Genomic DNA, 20,257 nt, shown 5'->3' with positions numbered 1-20,257 from the left:
AATTAAAACGAAAAAAGCCCGTAATCCAAATGATTACGGGCTTTTAAATAAGTGGTACCGGTGGGCGGACTTGAACCGCCACGCCCGAAGGCAACGGATTTTGAATCCGTCGTGTATACCAATTTCACCACACCGGCACTGCAATGGAGCGGAATTATACGGCAACAGATTGATACGTCAATAGAATAAGATTTCAATTTGATAAAAAAATCAAAAGAAATCATTTTTCCCGTAATCGCCCACTCATTTATAGCCGATCGAATAGCGACAAACTCGTGACCTTTGAGAATGTTGAGTAAGCCGACTCTAGAATAAATTGCTGCATTGAAAGGTTACTAATCGCTTCTGCATAATCGAGATCTTGTAGGTCTGATAATACTTCTTTAGTCAGCACTTCAATGTCTAAATGCTGCTCTCTGGTAGAATCAACCGTGTTTAACCTTGCACCTATATGGCTGCGCGTTTCTAAAATCGAGGTTTCTGCACTGTCGAGATTAGTCAGTGTATCCTCTAATAACGCATCAAAGACGTCCCGCCCCTCTGATGTGGGGTTAAAGTGGTCTAAACCGTAAATCAATTTTTCTACTGTCGTTAAAGTGCCCTGCTTTGCTGTAGATTGAACAAAGAAGGAATCGCCGGCCAGTGGTTCTCCTACGATCTCAAACTGAACGCCTTCAGCTGTAATAGGCGCCCCTGATACATACACGACATCGGGTGATAAAACTTTACCGCTTGATGACTCGATAATGTCGTATTGAAGACCTGTCAGGCTGTTTTTGAACTTAATGACCATATCTTCAGGATAGAACGCGTCATAGGCTTCTTGATCAATCACTTGCCCTGTAGTGATAATGGCCGGCGGCGATGCTTGGTTTGCTGCTCCCACTTCGGTATAAAACGTATTTTTTGCAGCGGGCAAATCCATAAATACAGATTTACCATTTTCGGTTGCTGCAATATTGACGCTGGCCTCAATTTGTATGAAGCGGCGCCCCTCATCACCTTTATAAGTATAGGACCCTGAAATGTTCTGCTGAAAGGGCTCTTCTTTACCCTGAAAACCGCCAAACATAAACTCACCACTGGCATCTTGAGAGTTCATCATCCCTGCAAGCTGGCCTAACCGTTCTTTAATTTCAGCTGAAATAAATTTAAGGTCATCGCCATTGAGCGCCCCGTTACCTGCGTTAATGGTTAACTCACGCACGCGCTGAATAACGTCATTAATACTGCCCAAAATACCATCTTCAAACTTGAGGTTGTTCTCAACCGTATTAATATTGCGTTGGTATTGATCGTTAAGCGCTAACTCTTGATTTAGCTGCAGAATACGAGTTGACGCAACTGGATCATCGGCGGGCGTCAATACTTTTTTATTCGCAGACATCTGCAACTGGGTTTTCTGTAGCTGTGCATTGACGTCATTAATCGACTCAATACCCCGTCCAAACAACTGTTGTGTAGAAACTCTCATGACAGTCTCCTCATCCTATTATTCGCCATCGTATAAACTGTGACGAGGCCTACCCTTAATCTGAACACGTTAGAAGACGCCTAATAACGTATCGAATAATTCTCTTGCTATCGATATCACTTGTGCAGAGGCGTTGTAAGCAGCTTGATACTGTATTAATTTACCCGCTTCTTCATCAAGGTTAACGCCTGAAGCCTCATTCCAGCTTGAAATTGATTGAGACAACAGCGTTTTACTGGCTTCGCTATCAAGTCTTGCTTTATGTGTAAATGTGCCGACCTCTTCAACTAACTGTGAGTAAGCTTCATTATAACTACTGACTCCACCCGATACCGTACCCGAAGTTTCCAAACCCGCAATCGCAAGCGCATTTCGGTTATCTGAAAAGCCACCAGTGTTATATCCAATTGAAAATTCATCGCCCGCACCAGCGGGACCTTTTATGTCTATTTGAAACCCTTTATATGACGACTGTGCAACTGGAGCCTGATCGAATATAGTTCCTGTATCTGCAGTTAACGTGACACCACCTGACAGTGTTGTATCAATAAACCCTCCTACTGCCACAAACTCGCCTGCGTTTATTGTTTGGCTTGATAAAGGTGGCGATAAGGGCGAACCATAAGGGTCTACTTTATTAATATCAAAACTACCACTAGCTGAACCTGTCCCTACAATGATGTCGCGACCACCTGAATTAGTCAGCGTCACTTTGATACCGTCACTCACAGCACGATAACCTAATGCGCCGAGAGCTGAGCTTTCGTTAACCGCGCTAGCTACCAAGTCTGGATCTAAGGCATCAGGGGACAGTACATTAAGCGCTTTATTGACCCCCCCTTCAGTATAATAAAGATTAAATTCAAGTCCCGCACCAGCAAGGTTTGAAATTTCAACTTGAGTATAAGCATTGGCTTCGACACCTTTGAGTTTGTTTAATGTAGCCGCTATATCGGATGCTGATGCATTGTTAGTAATCGTTGCAGTCTGGGAGGTCACTACTCCGGTTTCACTGTCTTGCGTAAAGACAGTTAAACCTTGCCCAACATAGCCATTACCAGGAAACACTGCGGGTACAGTAGGCATAGCGGGAGCACCAATGGCCGTCCCTTGCAAAATAAACGCAGCACCTTGAGCAGAAGCCACCGTTTGCCCTGGATCAACCGAAAACAAACTATTATCTAAACCCGCTATATATTTCTGGTTATTTAAAGGCGGCTTTAAAGGTTCCAGCTTTGCAGGATCAGCAGCATTAAGCACATCATAAGTCGTCTCACTGGTAAACTTTACCACCATAGGTGGGTTTATTTTCCCAGGCATTACAAAGGTGCTTAAAGGTTGGTTGGTAGCGGGGTTTGTCACATCTAACATGACCCCGGGGCTAATGACCGCATCGCCTGTATTACCTAAACTAGCATCGGTTCGTATAGGCGAGGCAAAGGCGATATTCTCAAGCCTGTCAACATTCATTGAAATATCTCGAGCACCGTATCGAGTAGGCTGTATAGTGAACCTATCACCTACTTGAAACGTCCCTGCCTCTAAATTGATCGAAATGCCATCTATATCAATGCTGGCAGGTAAAAACCCCGGCAGTGTTCCTTGAGCCACTGTCTTACCGCTTTCATCATTAACCACACGATAATCCATAGCAGTGGGACCACTAAACTGTAGCTGGTAATTGGCAGTCGTCAGTTTTGACGTGTCGAGTATTTCTACCCCGATTGATCGATCCATTGGCGGTAGGTTATCTTGATGCCCAATCACCCGAGAGTGCATTAATGCAGGGTCATTAATATCAGTAAAAAATGAATCGCCTAAATTGTTCTCTAAATCCATACCCAGTTTATGTTGCTGGTTAATCGTGTCTGCAAGCACAATGGCTATTAAGCCCATATTACCGGTAGATTCTTTAAGAATGGTGTCTCTAAATTCAAGTGCACCACCGATAGCGCCGCCTGTAATATCGCTTGTTATATTCTGAGTACCATTCGCACTCATATAAACAATGTCGTTTTGAGTCGGGTTGCTATTACTTTGAACGGTTCCTAGCTGGTTAAAGTTATTACCAACAACCAGAGGCTGCCCCTTACCAATAAACACATTAACTTGATTATCGCCCTGCGGTATAACACTCACAGTGACCTTTTCAGACAACTGCCTTAGAAGCTCATCTCGCTCATCCATCAACTCGTTAGGTTCACTTCCTTGCCCAGCACCAGTCGCTACGGTGATAGCCCCATTTAATCGAGCGATACCACTCGACAAACTATTGACCTCTGAAATTGAGGCTGATAGCTGTTGTTCTATTCCTTGTGCTTGCAGGTTAAGTCTTGAGTATAACTGGTTAAACCGTCCCACCAATGATTCAGACTGACTTAACAAAAGTTGACGCTCAGGCACTGACGAGGGGTCGGCTGCGCCTCCTTGCAATGCTTTAAAAAAATTACTCATTGAGCTCGACAACCCTGTGTTCTCGCTTGCCAATAAGTTATCTACTTGAGAAGAAAGCGAAAGTAGTACGCCCTGCTCGCTATTAACTGTCGTATCCGATCTTAATTGGGTATTGATGAACTCTTCATTTAGTCTGCGGATATTAGATACAGACACCCCTGAACCAACATACCCAGCCCCCGTAAGCTGACTTTCGTTAGATTCAAAGATAACCTCCTGACGACTGTAACCAGGTGTATTAGTATTAGTAACATTATTACCCGTCGTCGCTAAAGCACTCTGATGAGACTTTAACCCCGTAAGACCAATGTTAATTAAGTTAGCCATAAGTTATCTCCGCCAATACCGCTCTAAAGTGCAGTCTTGGTTGTAAATGAATCTGCTGACCCTGCCAGCACTTCATCATTTTCTGCGTTCAAATCAGTCGTATTCAAAGCGCCTTTAAAAACCTCTCCGCTGAGAATGCGTTGAATTTTTTGACTATATGCAGGGTCGGTTGCATAACCCGCATCTTGTAACAGTTCAGTAAATTTCTGAGGATTATCTAAATACTGTAAAGCCGGTTCGTAGCGTGGGTTCTGCTGAAGAAACTCAGCATAATCTCTAAAACTCTCTTCATAGTTATCATACGAACGAAAATCGGCTCGCTCTTTCATTGCCACGCCGCCACGGTACTCTGTGGTAACAATTTCGGCTTTATCTCCATCCCAGCGACTGTCAGCCTTGATGCCAAAGAGGTTAAAGCTAGCCTGATCATCAGGCTTCTTAATCATGTGTTTACCCCATCCAGTTTCAAGGGCCGACTGAGCTAACATTACTTTGGCGCTAATACCTGTCTCTTGTTCAACTTTTTGAGCAAATGGATACAAGTGCTCTATAAACTGCCCTGGGGTTGCAAAAGTAGCGGGTACAGCTAAAGCGTTAACAGCCTCAGTAGCATTAGCGGCAATCCCTGCTGTTTTGCTTGATTCGTTTAATTTCGCGTCTATTTCAACCAAAGCATCAGCTAATTCAACGGCTTTTTTTGCAGCCTTATCAACCGGTAAGTTACGTGGATAATCTGAGATGCTTTTGTGCAGCAATGGATTATTCGTACCTGGTTTAGAGATGCCCTCTATTTGCTTAGACATCTGACGCATCATTGCTTCTGCTACCCCCAGCCCACGTCCTTTTGACAAGGTTAAGCTTAACTGGCTATCGAACATCTCTTGATAGAACTCAGTTTCATTACTTTGTAGAAAGTTGCCTTCACTAAATGTTTTATTGGCCTCTCTCATACTTTTCATAACCATCGAAATAAACATAGATTCAAACTGTTTTGAAACAGCTTCCAGCGCCGCTTCTTTATCATGAAGCGCCTGACTTTTTAGCGCATTCAGGCCAGAAAAGTCAGTATAGGTATGTGCTTTATCAAGGTTTGAATTAATCATTCGACGCTCCTTAAATCACAATCAACTCGGCTTTTAACGCGCCGGCTGTTTTAAGTGCCTCTAATATCGCCATGATATCGCCTGGTGCTGCTCCAACCTGATTGACTGCCTGAACAATTTCGTTCAGCGTAATTGCAGGTCCAAATTTAAACATTCGTGCGGGCTCTTGTTCTATGTCGATTTCTGTTCTGGGAACTACCGCTGTCTCACCGCCTGCAAAAGCGCCAGGTTGGACCACATCTGCACCTTCGCTGATAGTGACAGACAAACTACCGTGAGTGACCGCTGCAGGTAAAACTTTGACATTTTGTCCTACTACGATAGTGCCTGTTCTGGAGTTAATGATGACTTTTGCAGACCCTTCACCTGGCTCTATTTCGATATTTTCCAGTACCGATAAAAAACTAACTCGCTGCGAGGCATCACGAGGTGCTTTGACTGATACAGAACCTCCATCCATGGCATAGGCTGTTTGAGGACCTAATAAATCATTCAACTTATCGACAACCCGCTTAACAGTTGTAAAGTCTGCGATGTGCATATTAAACGTTAAGGTGTCACCACGGTGGAACCCGGAAGGCACTGAGCGCTCTACCGATGCACCATTTGGGATTCGTCCTACACTGGGTACGTTAACTGTAATCGACGAGCCATCAGCGCCTTCAGCACCAAAACCTCCCACCACCAAGCTACCCTGCGCCATGGCATATACTTTTCCATCTGCCCCTTTTAGTGGTGTCATTAATAAGCTACCGCCTCTAAGACTCTTTGCATTGCCAATAGATGAAACAGTGATGTCGACCGTCTGACCAGGCTTAGCAAAAGCAGGTAACTCTGCATGCACAGTGACTGCCGCTACGTTTTTAAGCTTGGGGTCTGAGCCTTGCGGAATAGTAATACCAAACTTGTTCATGAGATTTCTAAAGGTTTGATCGGTAAACGGCGCTTTATCACCAGAGCCATCAAGCCCTACTACCAAACCATAACCAATCAACTGGTTACTCCGAACCCCTTGAACAGATGCCAAATCTTTAAGGCGATCGGCTTGCAAAGGCAACGATACCAATAGGCCAACCATCACAATCAGGCTTCGCCATTGGTAAAAAAATAAATTTAATGTATTCATATCGTCCCCTTAAACCCCACGTATTACCGCTTAGTATTACCGCTTATTTCTATTACCTAGAACGGAAACCATTCACTCTTAAAGAATCTTGATCCCCACCCCATGCGATTCGACTGATCAAAATCCCCCGTGCCGCCATAAGCTATCCGGGCATCGGCCACTTTGGTCGATGGAATCGTGTTGGCTGTACTAATATCTTCAGGTCTTACCAACCCTGTTAAGCGAATATATTCATCACCTTGATTTAGCGTGAGCCATTTCTCGCCTCTAATCCTTAACACGCCATTAGGAAGCACTTCAGATACTGTCACCGAAATACTGCCATCAAGACTATTACTTTGATCGCTCTCTGCATCACCATCGAAATCGCGTGAAAGACTTAAATCGGTTAGCATACTGAGATTTTTTGCTGAGATAGACGAACCCAACAAGGAGCCCTCGTCTATTTTAATCTCGCTCTCTTTACCGTATGAAGTCTCAGCTTTTTTTGACGATTTAGTTTTTTCAGCCAGTGTGACCGTCAAAATATCGCCAACATTAAGTGCTATCTGATCACCATATAGGCCAAAATTTCGACTTACTTGAAATATTGAACCATTGACTTCTTCTGGGGATCTTAGAGATTGCGCAGGCATAGGCGCATAAGCTGGATCTCCAGGCTCTGGTGCTTCCCGGTTGAGAGTGCTACAACCGCTAATAATGGCCAGCACGCCAAACGAACAGGCTAGTTTTACAATGCTCATTGAATACCCCCTAACGTTTATCATAAATGCGTCATTAAATATTCTGACTGATGTACTGCAACATCTGATCTGCAGTTGACACCACTTTTGAGTTCATTTCATACGCTCGTTGAGTGGTGATCATGTTGACCAACTCTTCAACGACTTCTACATTTGATGACTCAACCATGCCCTGTTGTAGCGTACCTAAACCATCGAGCCCTGGAGTCCCTTCTTGTGGGTCACCACTTGATCCTGTCTCCCTAAATAAGTTATTACCGATGGCTTCAAGACCTTGAGGGTTAATAAAATCGACCGTCGTAATGTTGCCAATAACTGTCGGAGCCGTATCACCCTCTATAACCGAAGAGACAGTACCGTCACTGCCAATGGTAATGGTTGACGTGTTTGCAGGCACGGTAATCGCCGGCTCTAATGGATGGCCATTAGCGGTAACGATGTCGCCATTAGAATTAAGTTGAAACTGACCATCACGAGTATAAGAGATGGTGCCGTCAGGAAGTAACACCTGAAGAAACCCGCGACCATCAACAGCAATGTCTAATGGCTGCTCGGTAACTTGCAAAGAGCCTTGAGTAAACTCTTTAGCAGTGCCAACCACTCGAACACCCGTACCAACCTGTAAACCTGATGGCAGCTCTGAATCTTGAGAGCTAAGTCCACCAGGTTGCCGCTTGATTTGATACAGCAGATCTTGAAAAACCGCACGCTCGCGTTTAAAGCCTGTGGTATTCACGTTAGCTAAGTTGTTAGACGTGGTGGTTAAGGCTGTATCTTGAGCACTAAGCCCTGTTTTACTGACATATAATGCAGGATGCATGAGCACCTCCTAGTTAGCGTATACACGGCGTTTATCTATATCGTTCTAAGGAAACGAATAGCCGCCTATCGATTTGAAAGGCGGCGAGCAATTTCCTTAAATGACGGTTTTATGCCGTTAATGTTGCTCTACTAAGAGATTTGCAATAAGCGTGCCGCTGCTTCAGAATTTTTGTCTGCGGTGCTCATTACTTTTACATGAAGCTCGTATTGACGAGCTAGAGAGAGGATTTCAGTGAGGGATTCTACTGCGTTTACGTTACTGGCCTCTAAAAAACCAGACTCTAATCGAACAGTGCCATCTAGGTCAGCCGGAGGGTTACCCTCTTTCACTCTGACTAGGCCGTCTAACCCCTTTTCAATTTGATCGTTCTCAGGGTTAACTAATTTTATTCTATCTATTTCAGCTATCGCATCTGCAGGCTGACCCAGCGGTATCACCGAAATAGTACCATCAGCGCCAATTTCCATTTTGGCAGATGGCGGAATAGCCACTGGCCCACCATTCCCCAGCACAGCCAAACCTGAGCCTGTACGAAGTATACCATTACTATCTGTTTGTAAGTCTCCGGCACGGGTATACGCCTCAGACCCGTCTGGTGCCTGTACCGCTATCCAACCTTCACCTTTGATGGCTACATCCAGCTCGCGACCTGTTTCATTTAAAGGACCTTGCTGGAAATTAGTGCCTGGCCTTTCAGTCATTGCGTACGCTCTGGTTGGGTGATGCTCACCATATACAGGCATACTTCGGGCTTGCGCAAAATCATTCTTAAAGCCTGTGGTATTCACATTAGCCAGGTTATTCGAATGCGCTTGCTGCGCCAGCATTGACTGCTTCGCGCCACTCATGGATATATAAAGTGCCTTATCCATACCCTTCCCCTTTTCAAATTTACTTAATATAAAGTGAGGCCAGTTTACGCCCTCACCTTATCATTAAATATTAAGGATTGTTTGCGTAACCTGGTCTGCCGTTTCTATCGTTTTAGCGTTCGCCTGATAGTTTCTTTGCGCAATGATTAAGTTGACTAATTGATCAGACAAATTAACATTCGACTCTTCAACCGAACTTGACTTTATTGACCCAAGAGAGGCTGTCCCAGGTGCCCCTACAATAGGACTTCCTGAATCAAACGTTTGCACCCAAGCAGTTCCACCAGAGGGGGACAAGCCTTCCTCATTATTGAAATTAGCCAATGCAATTTGATTAAGTACTCGTGACTCACCATTAGTATAACGAGCAAACATCATGCCAGAATCATCCACATCCAACCCTACAAGCCTACCTGTGGTATAACCATTTTGTTTCATGTCGTTAACCGAAAATGGACTTCCGTACTGAGTGGTCCCCCCCATATCGATCTCAAAATTCGAACTAGAAGCAGGATCAGGAATTGGCAATGAGCCTCCATCAACCACATTATTAGGCCCGGCAGCACCATTGGCATTACCTTGAGCATCGAGTGGGTTCCAGTTTGAAATTAGCACTTGATCAGAAAGGTTCGTGTTCATAGAGCCATCTGGATTGAAAACCAACCAAAAGGAGGCCCGGGTAGGCTCAACACCTACCACTGGATCCCCCACATCTTTACCATCAATCTGAACGTGCATCTGCCAAGTATTAGGCTGTGCTGCGCCTCCTGCCGATTTCTTGACAAAATACATGGTTTGAATATGAGAATTACCAAGGCTGTCATAAATTTCAGTCGAGGTAGCGTGATTATAAGTGCCAGAATCTAACGGATTAAACTCATTATTTAGAAAAGGTACGCCTGTAAAATCACCTATGATAGAAAGGTCCGGCGCAGCAGCGACGACATCTTCAGCGCTCAATGTACTCCCCTCATCAGTGATCACGGTTAGAATACCGGCCACCACAGCCCGGTTATTAGCTGTATTCAATGTTTCACTAGACGCAACATTCTCATTCGCTGCAACATCAACTGACCCTGCCAACGAAGCAACATTAAACTTAAGATCCCCCCCTTGATTATGAATAATATTTAGAGTCAACTCACTGGCTCCAGTCCCTCCATTCGTACCCGTCAGCACAGCTGACACCCCACCTAGAGAAGAGGTGTTAATATCTTGTGCCAACTGCTCCAAACGATCATCATTTGAAAGGCCAGCACCAATAGTAAAAGGAACTTGATTAATTGTGAATGTGTCACCTGGATCAAGCGAAAAAGTTGATGCCACTATAGTGGCACTCGTGGAGGCTGAAGCATCAACACCCGGCAGTGCAGATAAAGAAGCCGCTACTGCGCCAGCTGAAGCCCCCGCCGCTGTCAAAACCCCTGCAGTCGTTCCATCAGCTAAAGTGATCGTCCAGTCAACCTCTGGGAAGGTGTTTACAAGCGGATCTGCTGGAGCCCCGGGAGTCGTAATGACACCCGCAGCTGTCCCCGCATTTGCTGCATTGAGCTGCACGCCTCTCTCTTCTAGTACTGGCCCAGAAGAGTCAAGATTTAATTTAGGATCAATCAGCGTTGTTCTTCTAGGTTCAAGACCACTTTCCTCAACCTTTACATCCGCTAACACACCGCCAACATTGCCATCTTCATCCGCAACAAATCCCTGAAGATTCATGCCATTGCTATTGACAACAAAACCATCTTTATCGACACCAAACTGTCCAGCTCTCGAGTACTTTGTCTCGCCGCCGTCGTTCAATACGTAAAACCCTCTCCCTTTAATTGCCAGATCAAGACTTCGATCTGTGCCGCTAATATTACCACCATCAAACAATTGCCTAACATTTTGTACCTCTACACCCGACCCTGGGCTTCCAACTCCACCAGACAAAAATGAATTCGAGTATATATCTCCAAACTCAGTCCTCGACTGCTTAAAACCAACCGTGCTGGCGTTGGCAATATTATTACCGGTCACTTCCAAATCAGTGGAAGACGCCCTTAATCCACTCAGTGCAACGTTAAACGGCATGGGTCACCTCATACTCTGTTGTTAAAAACCACGTTATACAAACTTGGTTAAAATAGGCCCTGTTATCGTTAAGTCAACTTACATTAGCTAGACAATACAAAAGGGGTTGTTATTAAATCTGACATTTAGACCGCCAAATTTAGTGTATATAATCTGAATCATTAATTAATTTGACGAATCTCACTCAGTGGAACACCACCCATACCCGCCAAATTAAGTGTTATGCCACCCTTCCCAACGGAAACACTGTCAACATTCGCGCTCAGCATGGTGCCTAATTGCTCTGTTTTTCCACTATAACTCGCCTCTGCTTTAATCGAATATTGGCCAGCAGGCATTTGATCACCTACAGTATTTTTTCCATCCCAAAGAAACGGTACCTGACCGGCAAACTGTTGCCCCATTTCATATTGGTTAACAAGTTCTCCTGATTGGTTCAGAACTGAGATACGTAAGTCAGAAGTACTAGCAGGCACATCAACCACACCGCCAATAGTTCCTCCCATCGAAGTAGGCCCAGATGAAGCATTGACCAATACTGAACGCCCGACCATTGAGGAAGCTTGAAGCGCTTGAGTTGACTGATAGTTTGACGTAAACCCTTCAACGGTCGCCGTTAGCCCCTGCATCTCTTCTAGCGAACTGAACTGAGCAAGATCGGCGATAAATTCTCCATTACCCTGAGGTTCAAGAGGATTCTGATTATTAAGTTGAGCAATCATAAGCTCCATGAACTCATTTTTGCCCAGATCATCTCCCGATGCTTTGTTTCCGTCGGTCTTAAAAGAATACTGGCTCAACACGTCATTGGCTGGCGAAACAGTGTTAAAATCGCTCATAACTGGCTCCTGCTATTTCTCATAAACATGTTGAATTATTGGCCTAACGTTAAGATTCGCTGCATCATGGTTTTGGCTGCATCCATCACATCAACATTCGTTTGAAAGCTACGTGAGGCCGACAGCATATCTGTCATTTCTTCTACTACATTCACATTTGGATACATGACATAACCATCACCATTCGCCATGGGGTGATCAGGTTGATAGCGCATATTAAGCGGCGCATCACTTTCCACAATCCCTTTAACTTCTACCCCTTGCGACTCAGGCATATCCGTAAAAGCAGTATTGAAACCTGTTGCCATCACTGACTGCTGTATTGAAGCAAACACTGGCTTTCTGGCTCTATAAACCTCATCAGTGCTGCTACTTGCTGTATCTGCGTTGGCAATGTTACTGGCCGTGGTGTTTAATCTCATGGATTGAGCAGACATGGCTGAACCTGCAATATCAAAAATTCTATTAAGAGACATAATTAATCTCCCCTTATTGCGCTGGTAAGTCCTTTGAACTTACTGTTTAAAAACTGGAAGCTCGCTTGGTAGTCCATCGCATTTTTCATATAAGCGGCTGTTTCTTGCTGCGTATCTACTGTATTACCATCAATCGATGGTTGTGTAGGGTTTCGATACAACAGCGACTCACTAGCATCATTACTGGTTGATAGGTGCTTTGAATTAGTTTGAGCCATCGCCATTGACCCTGCACTACCCGATTGACTAAGACTGTTATTAAGCGCTGCTTTAAAATCTAAATCGCGCGCTTTAAAGCCTGGGGTGTCTGCGTTAGCTAAGTTGTTAGCCAATACTTCGGCACGTTTTACACGAAGGTTCAGCGCCTGCTCGTGAATTCCTAATGCATTGTTAAATGAGATGCTCATAGCCACTCCACTAAATTAAATGCTGTACCCGATGAAAATACGGTACGACGTTTAATTAAATACGGTTAATAATGTCCGCAAAATCTAATTACAAGTAACAAAGCAATACCGATGCCAATTAGCAATAAAGCATTGTTTTTATGGAATATGTTAATTATTCGGTCTATATCGGGCAGCATTACGGCAATGACTTACCGCAGAATAGGCAAAAAGAAGTAAATAGCGGTAATCCATCAACTAGAGGGCTATCTAAACGCATTATTAAAAAAGCGGGGGATTAACGTTAATACGCCAACCCCGTTACTCTGAGGTTAGCGCAATCAATAAACAGAAGTAATAAACGAACGTTATTACTAACGACTACTGAACCTTTAATTGGGCCAGTTTTTTACAAATGTATCGACATCATGAGTCGGAATAGTCTTAGCTTTTCCTTCTGGCGTACCCACATAAAGAAAGCCCACAATCCGCTCTGAAGCGGACAAACCTAGCGCCTCATGAACCTTTGTATTATAAGCCATTGGGCCTGTTCGCCACATGCCACCAAAGCCTTCAGCTTGTAATGATAGTAATAAATAACCCACCCCAACACCCGCAGACAACATTTGCTCTACTTCGGGCACCTTAACATCTTCTTTAATGCACCCTATGGCCACAATAACCATCGGTGCACGACAAGGCATTTTAAGGCATTTATCATATTTAGCTTGGGACAGCTCAGGCTCAGCGTCTAATGCGCTCGCTGCAAACAACTCACCCAGTTTTTCAAGCCCTTCATTTTCTATAACCAGGTAACGCCAAGGTCTAAGCAGACCATGATCAGGGGCTCTAAAAGCTGTCTGAAATAGCGTATTTAAAAGCGCACGATCAGGCGCTGGCGAAGACAGTCGAGCTGATGAGTTACGCTGTAACATTAGTTCAGTAACGGGGTGTGGCATGAGAGACCTATTTAATGAGAATTTTTATCATAACTGTAGCGAAGTGTAGCAAATATCAATAAGATACGACTAACAATGTTGAATACGTATTCGGCACCTGGCTGCAAACCATTTAACAATAATGAATTCAATGACTATAACAAATAAAACAACTCGGCAAATTAAACCCGTTAAGCAAGTCGCCATCCCACCAATGCCGGACTACAACGCCCGCGTTTTAGCCTATTTGGCCGGTGTTGCGATTATTGTTGCAGGTATCTTAAGCGACCATTTTGACCCCAATCTTATCTGGATAATTCCAGGGTCACTACTTTGGCCACACTTGCTTTATTTTGTCGTACGGTATTTTAACAGGCAACGTAACCCTATTGTTCGTCAACGTTTGTTGTTACTAGATGCCTTTCTAACAGGTCCAATAGTCGTATTGATTGATTTCAGCTTGGTTCCGACGCTGCTATTTATTTTAATGCTGAACTTCAGTTTTATTATTGTCGGCGGAATGAAAAGCTGGCTTTACGGCAACCTAGCTTGGTTCGTCAGCATCTGCCTTACATCTATGTTTTTTGGTATTAGTATCGCGCCGCCAACGCCTATTTCTGTCAGCATCATCTCTGGCCTTAGTGTTGGTATCTATATATGTGTAACGGCATACTATACCCACCAACAAGCACGTACACTGGTACATGCAAAATCTCTTATTCAGCATCAACGAGAGCAATCTATAACGCTATCTCATAAGCTAGCGAAATATCTTTCACCTCAGGTATGGCAGTCTATTTTTACCGGTGAGCGAGATGTAAGACTCGAAACACAGCGTAAAAAATTAGCCGTATTCTTCTCCGACATTAAAGGTTTTACTGAACTGTCAGAAGAAATGGAACCTGAAAGCCTGACCGAATTATTGAACACCTACTTTAATGCCATGTCACAAATTGCTCTAAAGTATGGTGGCACCATCGATAAATTTGTTGGCGATAGCATCATGATATTTTTTGGTGACCCCACAAGCCGAGGCGCAAAAGAAGATACTCTAGCCTGTGTTGCGATGGGAATAGATATGCGTAAACGCATGAAGATTCTAAGACAAAAATGGCAGAGCCAAGGTATTAGAACACCTCTTGAGATCAGAATGGGTATTAGCACGGGTTACTGCACCGTTGGTAACTTCGGTGCTGAAAACCGCATGGACTATACCATTATCGGTAAAGAAGTTAACTTGGCTAGCCGTCTAGAAAGCCTTGCTGAGCCGGGTGAGATTCTTGTTTCATACGAAACATTCTCACTGGTTAAAGATATGGTTATGTGCCGCGATAAAGGCGAAATTACCGTTAAAGGCTTTTCGCGCTCAGTGCCTATTTATGAAGTAGTTGATTTCAGACGCGAGATAGGTGCAAACCAAAGCTTTATGGAGCACGAAACGACCGGTTTTGCGATGTATCTCGATACAGGGAAAATCGGTGTAAGTGAAAAAGAGCAAATTGTTCGCGCGCTCGAATCAGCCGCACAAAAGCTTAAAGATTCTGAAGATATTGAGTAATGAGTACCCGCCCTGAAATACTAAAGCGGTACCTTTTTGTCATCCTCACCTTTGCGAGGATGACCGTCGTTTATGAACACGCATGTGTTAAATTAATTTGATGCAACAGCTCAGCCTACTGACGACTTAACCTAATATTGCCTGAAAAGCTCGAATCAGTCGTTCTTAGCGGGTTTATATCCAACCCTCCGCGACGAGTATAACGTGCATACACGGTTAGCTTCTCAGGTGCACAGCGGGCCATGATGTCGATAAATATTCGCTCAACACACTGCTCGTGAAAATCTTGGTGATTTCGATACGATACAATATATCGAAGCAACCCCGCCTGATCTATTGCATTCCCCGTATAATCAATCAATACCGACGCCCAATCAGGCTGTCCCGTTACAGGGCAGTTGGTTTTAAGTAGATGTGATACCAACTGCTGCTCAACACGATCACCTTTATTCGCCGTTAGTGTACTGGCGTCGACTTCATAACCAAACCCGTCTATATCAAGCGAGTCAATAAGTTGCCGCTGTTCGCTGCCAGAGAATAAATCCACCCCCTGCTCCAACGAGATTATATTGACCCCCACCTCACGCCCTGCAACTGCACTTAAGTCTTTTGCTAATACACCCTCAAGCTGATTAGTTGACTCAAAGACCGTCTGGTTGAGTGAGTTCAAATAAAGCTTGAATGACTTAGATTCAATAATGTTAGGCGAATCGCAAGGGATACTAAACTCTACAAGCGCAACCTGAGGCTTGCCTGAAGGGGCTAACCAAGAAAGCTCATAGCTGTTCCAAATATCCACCCCATTAAAAGGTAACTTAGACGAGTCTATCCCCAGCTCATCGCGCTTATCTAAGCGTGGCAGCGGATAAAGCAATGCGGGTGAATACTGGTCAACATAGTCAGTACTTTTTCCCAATAATGAGTTACTTAAATCGACCATAATATTATTCCGAAAATTGAGTTACATTTAGGGCGTTTTAAACCTATATGCTGCGATATTTTACAACCGGTATATATTTTAACTACGGATACCTTTCCCTTTGTTGAGCAAATGTAGCGAGTAGCCAAACAACAATACGGTAAACCCAATAATCATCACAAAGGCAAAGGCTACATTAATATCGGTAACACCCAATATTCCATATCTAAAAGTATTGACCATATATAAAATAGGGTTTGCTTTTGATACGGTCTGCCAAAACTCAGGCAATAATGATATTGAATAAAACACCCCGCCAAGATAGGTCAAGGGCGTTAAAATAAACGTGGGCACGATGGATATATCATCAAATTTAGTCGCATGCATGGCGTTGATAAAGCCGCCTAATGAAAACAAAATAGCCGTTAATAACACTACTGCAACCATTACTGGTGCGTTGTAGACTTGAAGATCAGTAAACCCTAAGGATAGCGCCGTAACAATAGCGCCGACGGCTAATCCTCGGGCAACCCCACCTGTTACATAGCCCGTTAAAATAACCCAGTTAGGCACTGGCGATACGACTAGTTCTTCAATACTTTTTTGAAACTTCATGCCAAAGAAAGAAGACACCACATTCGAATAAGAATTTGTGATCACCGACATCATAATCAAACCGGGGACGATAAAGTCCATGTAGCCATGGCCATCCATCTCACCAATTCTAGGGCCGATTAAGTTTCCAAAAACAACAAAATATAATGCCATGGTAATGGCAGGCGGCAGTAATGTTTGTATCCAAATACGCGTAAAGCGTCGTATTTCTTTTACCACTATGGTTTGAAATGCAATAAATATACGATAAGGCCCCATCTACTTGCCCTCCTCTACCATACGCACAAACAACTCTTCTAGCCGGTTTGCACGCGCTCGAATACTCACTACATCAATTGATGCTTCAGTCAGCAATGAGAAGAGCATATTAATGGTCTGCCCCTGTGAAATATCGACCTCTAAACTACCTTCACTGTTCAGTCTACTCGTAAACCCCGACAGTGATGGAGGTGTCGTTAATGGCTTGGCGACGTCTAGCACAAAAGTTTCAGAGTGAAGATTAGTCAGTAGCTCTTTTTTACTGGTATTAGCCAAAATAAGTCCTTGATCAATAATGGCTATATTACGGCAGAGAGATTCCGCTTCTTCAAGGTAGTGGGTGGTGAGTATGATCGTAGTTCCCTGCTGCTCATTGAGCTCTCTCATAAACGCCCACATTGAGCGGCGCAACTCTATATCAACACCGGCTGTAGGCTCGTCAAGTATGAGTATTTTAGGTTCATGAACCAACGCTCTGGCGATCATAAGTCTTCGCTTCATTCCGCCAGACAAAAGCCTTGAGGCTACATCGCGCTTATCCCAAAGCCCTAGCTTTCTTAAATACTTCTCTGCACTTAATTTAGCTTCTTCGGCAGGTATTCCATAATACCCTGCTTGCGTTACAACAATATCAAATACTTTTTCAAACTGATTAAAATTAAACTCTTGTGGCACAACCCCGAGCTGCATTTTGGCTTTAACAAGGTCGGTATCAATATCATACTCAAATATTTTGACCTGACCCGATGTCTTCCCTACCAAAGACGAAACAATGCCAAGCGTAGTTGATTTTCCTGCGCCATTTGGCCCAAGCAGTGCAAAGAAATCACCTTGCTCAACATTTAACGAAATGCCTTTTAATGCTTCATGGCTATTGCTGTAGACTTTACGTAGCCCTTCGATACTGAGTGCGTAATTCATATAGAACTTTTTAGTGATGACTTGAGGTGCATAATGTTGGGTCGAAAACAGTAATTTCAACCGTAAGCGGTTTAAACTCGTTTAACGGCGCACGTTATATTTATCGCCTAGTCTGAAAGGTAATTCTTACGATAAACCTCTTCGCCCATACAGCGTATTTGATAGTCGATCATATTTTGAAAGCAATTCAGCATCGTACCAACCGACGTTTCAGGCTCTAGAGCATTTAGCGCCTGAGCGACCGCCTCTACTGTTGAAAGTGAGTTTTTAAAAGGTGCTTTGCGGATTCTATAATTTGATTGCTGGGCTGGGGTCAACTGAATGCCCTGTAGATTTTTAAGTACTGGGTTTACATTGATAATCTCTCGGGTATTACGCCATGTTCCGTCCAATACAATCAACGTTTTTGGGAGCTGATCAGCATTATTCACCCCCTGAGGGCAACGTTCTTTAGCCACCCAGTCTTCAAACGTAATAGCTGACTCAGAGGGATACAAAATACCCACGCCTTCACTGGTGCCGTAAACCAATTGGTTAAAATCTACATCATCTGAGAAATCTACGCCTATCTTCAGAACTGCATTCTGCAAACTAAGCGTTACAATCTTTGCTGTCCCTAAAGGCTTTTTAACCTCATCGGAATGCTGAAGTATCACAATCGTCGTTTTATTATCTATTGGGGATATCCACTTACAGATGCAGGCAGATACTGCATTACAGCACACCTTACAACGCTCCCTAGCCATACAAATTATTCCTCATGAAAGAGAACGTGAGCTTAACATGAGGGGATCATCAAAAAATGATTAACCTGTAAAGTGACGCCAACTCCAGCGACTTGTGGCACCCGTAATCAGATAATTAGAAGGGTCTATATCAAACGAACCAGCAGGCAAGCTACCCGATATATTAAGCGTTTCATCTTTAGTTTTATCTTCGTTATACACCAGTAAATCAATCACTTTAGCTTGCTTTAACGGCTGCTTATTCTCATTTAAGACCACGGCCACTCGTGGCCAAAGCCTTCTTTTAGGGTTGTGATTGAGAACAATGCCCACTTCATTGTTGTTAAGTTCAACAAGCGTACCGGTTGGGTAAACCCCAATGGCTTTAATGAAACTTTCGACCAACTCTTCTTGAAATTCAATGTTACGGCTTTCATACAGCTTTGATACCGCCATTGCGGCAGGCGTGGGCGTTACACCCTCTCGAGGTTCGACCATTTCTTGGTAGGCGCTAACTAAACCTGCTATTTTAGCCAATAAGGGGATGCGATCCCCTGTAATGCCGCGCGGGAAGCCTGTGCCGTTATGGCGTTCGCGGTGATGTCGAACCACCTCTATAATCGAACTTGAAATATTCCCAGATGACTCAAGAATCTCGACACTGTAATCGACATACTTTTTATATTGCTCAAACGCTTCAGCATTTAATGTATGCTGATTCTCAAGAATATCTTTAGCTAACTTAGATTTTCCTACCTGCGATAAAAGTACCGAGGTTGAGAGCTGCTTAAGCACGTCTTTTTCTAGCCCTAAGAATCGTCCTAATACCAATGACCAAATCGATGCACTGATAGCATGCTGATAACTAAATTGATCATAGGTATTAATGCGGGTGAGCCAAACCAGAGCATCCGGGTTACGCACAACACTCTCGACCATTCCATCAACCGCTTTATTCACAGCTTTATAGTCGGGAGAAGCCCCAGTTTCGATTGTTTGAAAAATATCACTCAGCGCAACACTCACGTTACGCTGTAGTTTGGCGGCTTTAGATACCTCTTTTTTAAGCGACGAAACCGCCTTTTCAGACGAGATTTGTGGGTAAACGGTGGTTTTTCGTAATTTTAACGGTGGCAGTTTTAAAATATTACCAGCATCGCTGCTTGAAGCTTTATGACTTGAGCGTCTACTAGCATCAGGCACAGCGTGACTCTCATACGCCTGTTTTTTTGCTGACACAGTATCAACATAAACATGCTTACAATAGGTTTCTAGCGACTCAACTTCTGCCACACTTCTGATATAAAAACCCTGAATAGGGAAAGGCGTTTCACACCATGGGCGATCAAGATTAGAGACATACATCCCCACTTGCAGTTGGTTTACGGGTATTTTTTGTTGATTACCCAGCATGTAATTCACCCTTAACAATAAAAATAGTAATGTAGAAAAAGACTTTTAGTTACCGCCCATTTTGCATGATCAGCAGCTCAGTACAATTACACTTCTGTTGTTAAATGTATCTTGTTGTTTCAATTACAAAATATTAAAGCATTAATGATAAGTTCATCACACTGTCAATGCCAACAAGCTACCTTTGATTATTAAATCATAGACACAAACCGGT

The 20,257-nt window shown here is 43.7% G+C and carries 19 protein-coding genes and 1 tRNA gene; 2 read left to right on the top strand and 18 right to left on the bottom strand.

The window, feature by feature from the left end; all coding sequences use genetic code 11:
- Positions 1–52 precede the first annotated feature (52 nt).
- The 12 genes from NKI27_RS08145 to flgB form a co-directional block, all read right to left on the bottom strand.
- Positions 53–137: transfer RNA gene (locus NKI27_RS08145), tRNA-Leu, on the bottom strand.
- A 110-nt stretch (positions 138–247) separates the two neighbouring features.
- The gene (gene flgL, locus NKI27_RS08140) at positions 248–1,474 is read right to left on the bottom strand and encodes a flagellar hook-associated protein FlgL (protein ID WP_265049167.1); all 1,227 of its coding nucleotides are present in this window, start codon (positions 1,472–1,474) and stop codon (positions 248–250) included.
- A gap of 69 nt (positions 1,475–1,543) precedes the next feature.
- The gene (flgK, locus tag NKI27_RS08135) at positions 1,544–4,255 is read right to left on the bottom strand and encodes a flagellar hook-associated protein FlgK (RefSeq protein ID WP_265049166.1); all 2,712 of its coding nucleotides are present in this window, start codon (positions 4,253–4,255) and stop codon (positions 1,544–1,546) included.
- A 23-nt stretch (positions 4,256–4,278) separates the two neighbouring features.
- Positions 4,279–5,358, bottom strand: coding sequence for a flagellar assembly peptidoglycan hydrolase FlgJ (gene flgJ, locus NKI27_RS08130; protein WP_265049165.1), 1,080 nt, complete (start codon positions 5,356–5,358; stop codon positions 4,279–4,281).
- A 10-nt stretch (positions 5,359–5,368) separates the two neighbouring features.
- Positions 5,369–6,484 carry a flagellar basal body P-ring protein FlgI gene (locus NKI27_RS08125; protein ID WP_265049164.1) on the bottom strand — a complete coding sequence of 372 codons (1,116 nt, stop codon included), beginning with the start codon at positions 6,482–6,484 and terminating at the stop codon, positions 5,369–5,371.
- Positions 6,485–6,540: 56 nt separating this feature from the next.
- A complete protein-coding gene (flgH, locus tag NKI27_RS08120; RefSeq protein WP_265049163.1) occupies positions 6,541–7,227 on the bottom strand; it encodes a flagellar basal body L-ring protein FlgH in 687 nt (228 codons plus the stop codon).
- Between the two features lie 34 nt (positions 7,228–7,261).
- Positions 7,262–8,047: a flagellar basal-body rod protein FlgG gene (gene flgG, locus NKI27_RS08115; RefSeq protein ID WP_265049162.1), complete on the bottom strand. Its 786-nt coding sequence runs from the start codon at positions 8,045–8,047 to the stop codon at positions 7,262–7,264.
- A gap of 131 nt (positions 8,048–8,178) precedes the next feature.
- Complete coding sequence (gene flgF / locus NKI27_RS08110) at positions 8,179–8,922, bottom strand: flagellar basal-body rod protein FlgF (protein ID WP_265049161.1); 744 nt, start codon at positions 8,920–8,922, stop codon at positions 8,179–8,181.
- A gap of 63 nt (positions 8,923–8,985) precedes the next feature.
- Positions 8,986–10,995, bottom strand: a complete 2,010-nt coding sequence (locus tag NKI27_RS08105; protein WP_265049160.1) for a flagellar hook protein FlgE — start codon at positions 10,993–10,995, stop codon at positions 8,986–8,988.
- Positions 10,996–11,156: 161 nt separating this feature from the next.
- A complete protein-coding gene (locus NKI27_RS08100) occupies positions 11,157–11,834 on the bottom strand; it encodes a flagellar hook assembly protein FlgD (protein ID WP_265049159.1) in 678 nt (225 codons plus the stop codon).
- 35 nt (positions 11,835–11,869) lie between these two features.
- Positions 11,870–12,310 (bottom strand): flagellar basal body rod protein FlgC, encoded by a 441-nt coding sequence (gene flgC, locus NKI27_RS08095; RefSeq protein WP_265049158.1) that lies wholly within the window; start codon positions 12,308–12,310, stop codon positions 11,870–11,872.
- A gap of 2 nt (positions 12,311–12,312) precedes the next feature.
- A complete protein-coding gene (gene flgB, locus NKI27_RS08090; protein WP_265049157.1) occupies positions 12,313–12,717 on the bottom strand; it encodes a flagellar basal body rod protein FlgB in 405 nt (134 codons plus the stop codon).
- 140 nt (positions 12,718–12,857) lie between these two features.
- Between flgB and NKI27_RS08085 the strand changes: the two genes are divergently transcribed.
- Entirely contained in the window at positions 12,858–12,998 is a 141-nt protein-coding gene (locus NKI27_RS08085; protein ID WP_265049156.1) for a hypothetical protein, read from the top strand.
- 90 nt (positions 12,999–13,088) lie between these two features.
- Here the strand turns inward: NKI27_RS08085 and NKI27_RS08080 are convergent, their stop codons facing one another.
- Positions 13,089–13,655 (bottom strand): nitroreductase family protein, encoded by a 567-nt coding sequence (locus tag NKI27_RS08080; protein ID WP_265049155.1) that lies wholly within the window; start codon positions 13,653–13,655, stop codon positions 13,089–13,091.
- 130 nt (positions 13,656–13,785) lie between these two features.
- Between NKI27_RS08080 and NKI27_RS08075 the strand changes: the two genes are divergently transcribed.
- Positions 13,786–15,192 (top strand): adenylate/guanylate cyclase domain-containing protein, encoded by a 1,407-nt coding sequence (locus NKI27_RS08075; protein WP_265049154.1) that lies wholly within the window; start codon positions 13,786–13,788, stop codon positions 15,190–15,192.
- A 115-nt stretch (positions 15,193–15,307) separates the two neighbouring features.
- On the opposite strand, the gene queF is transcribed toward NKI27_RS08075, so the two are convergent.
- The 5 genes from queF to NKI27_RS08050 form a co-directional block, all read right to left on the bottom strand.
- Entirely contained in the window at positions 15,308–16,132 is an 825-nt protein-coding gene (gene queF, locus NKI27_RS08070) for an NADPH-dependent 7-cyano-7-deazaguanine reductase QueF (RefSeq protein WP_265049153.1), read from the bottom strand.
- A 78-nt stretch (positions 16,133–16,210) separates the two neighbouring features.
- Positions 16,211–16,984, bottom strand: a complete 774-nt coding sequence (locus tag NKI27_RS08065) for an ABC transporter permease (protein ID WP_265049152.1) — start codon at positions 16,982–16,984, stop codon at positions 16,211–16,213.
- Complete coding sequence (locus NKI27_RS08060; protein WP_265049151.1) at positions 16,985–17,905, bottom strand: ABC transporter ATP-binding protein; 921 nt, start codon at positions 17,903–17,905, stop codon at positions 16,985–16,987.
- Positions 17,906–18,012: 107 nt separating this feature from the next.
- On the bottom strand, positions 18,013–18,651 hold the full coding sequence (locus tag NKI27_RS08055; RefSeq protein WP_265049150.1) for a tRNA-uridine aminocarboxypropyltransferase: 639 nt from the start codon (positions 18,649–18,651) through the stop codon (positions 18,013–18,015).
- 60 nt (positions 18,652–18,711) lie between these two features.
- Entirely contained in the window at positions 18,712–20,043 is a 1,332-nt protein-coding gene (locus NKI27_RS08050; RefSeq protein ID WP_265049149.1) for an HD-GYP domain-containing protein, read from the bottom strand.
- Between the last annotated feature and the right edge of the window lie 214 nt (positions 20,044–20,257).

The sequence above is a fragment of the Alkalimarinus alittae genome (genome assembly GCF_026016465.1).
Taxonomy (GTDB): Bacteria; Pseudomonadota; Gammaproteobacteria; order Pseudomonadales; family Oleiphilaceae; genus Alkalimarinus; species Alkalimarinus alittae.
This window is presented reverse-complemented; position numbering and strand designations above follow the sequence as displayed.

Coding starts and splice junctions, on each gene's coding strand:
- flgL (WP_265049167.1), bottom strand. CDS start 1,474: ATGAGAGTTTCTACACAACAGTTGTTTGGACGGGGTATTGAGTCGATT.
- flgK (WP_265049166.1), bottom strand. CDS start 4,255: ATGGCTAACTTAATTAACATTGGTCTTACGGGGTTAAAGTCTCATCAG.
- flgJ (WP_265049165.1), bottom strand. CDS start 5,358: ATGATTAATTCAAACCTTGATAAAGCACATACCTATACTGACTTTTCT.
- NKI27_RS08125 (WP_265049164.1), bottom strand. CDS start 6,484: ATGAATACATTAAATTTATTTTTTTACCAATGGCGAAGCCTGATTGTG.
- flgH (WP_265049163.1), bottom strand. CDS start 7,227: ATGAGCATTGTAAAACTAGCCTGTTCGTTTGGCGTGCTGGCCATTATT.
- flgG (WP_265049162.1), bottom strand. CDS start 8,047: ATGCATCCTGCATTATATGTCAGTAAAACAGGGCTTAGTGCTCAAGAT.
- flgF (WP_265049161.1), bottom strand. CDS start 8,922: ATGGATAAGGCACTTTATATATCCATGAGTGGCGCGAAGCAGTCAATG.
- NKI27_RS08105 (WP_265049160.1), bottom strand. CDS start 10,995: ATGCCGTTTAACGTTGCACTGAGTGGATTAAGGGCGTCTTCCACTGAT.
- NKI27_RS08100 (WP_265049159.1), bottom strand. CDS start 11,834: ATGAGCGATTTTAACACTGTTTCGCCAGCCAATGACGTGTTGAGCCAG.
- flgC (WP_265049158.1), bottom strand. CDS start 12,310: ATGTCTCTTAATAGAATTTTTGATATTGCAGGTTCAGCCATGTCTGCT.
- flgB (WP_265049157.1), bottom strand. CDS start 12,717: ATGAGCATCTCATTTAACAATGCATTAGGAATTCACGAGCAGGCGCTG.
- NKI27_RS08085 (WP_265049156.1), top strand. CDS start 12,858: ATGGAATATGTTAATTATTCGGTCTATATCGGGCAGCATTACGGCAAT.
- NKI27_RS08080 (WP_265049155.1), bottom strand. CDS start 13,655: ATGCCACACCCCGTTACTGAACTAATGTTACAGCGTAACTCATCAGCT.
- NKI27_RS08075 (WP_265049154.1), top strand. CDS start 13,786: ATGACTATAACAAATAAAACAACTCGGCAAATTAAACCCGTTAAGCAA.
- queF (WP_265049153.1), bottom strand. CDS start 16,132: ATGGTCGATTTAAGTAACTCATTATTGGGAAAAAGTACTGACTATGTT.
- NKI27_RS08065 (WP_265049152.1), bottom strand. CDS start 16,984: ATGGGGCCTTATCGTATATTTATTGCATTTCAAACCATAGTGGTAAAA.
- NKI27_RS08060 (WP_265049151.1), bottom strand. CDS start 17,905: ATGAATTACGCACTCAGTATCGAAGGGCTACGTAAAGTCTACAGCAAT.
- NKI27_RS08055 (WP_265049150.1), bottom strand. CDS start 18,651: ATGGCTAGGGAGCGTTGTAAGGTGTGCTGTAATGCAGTATCTGCCTGC.
- NKI27_RS08050 (WP_265049149.1), bottom strand. CDS start 20,043: ATGCTGGGTAATCAACAAAAAATACCCGTAAACCAACTGCAAGTGGGG.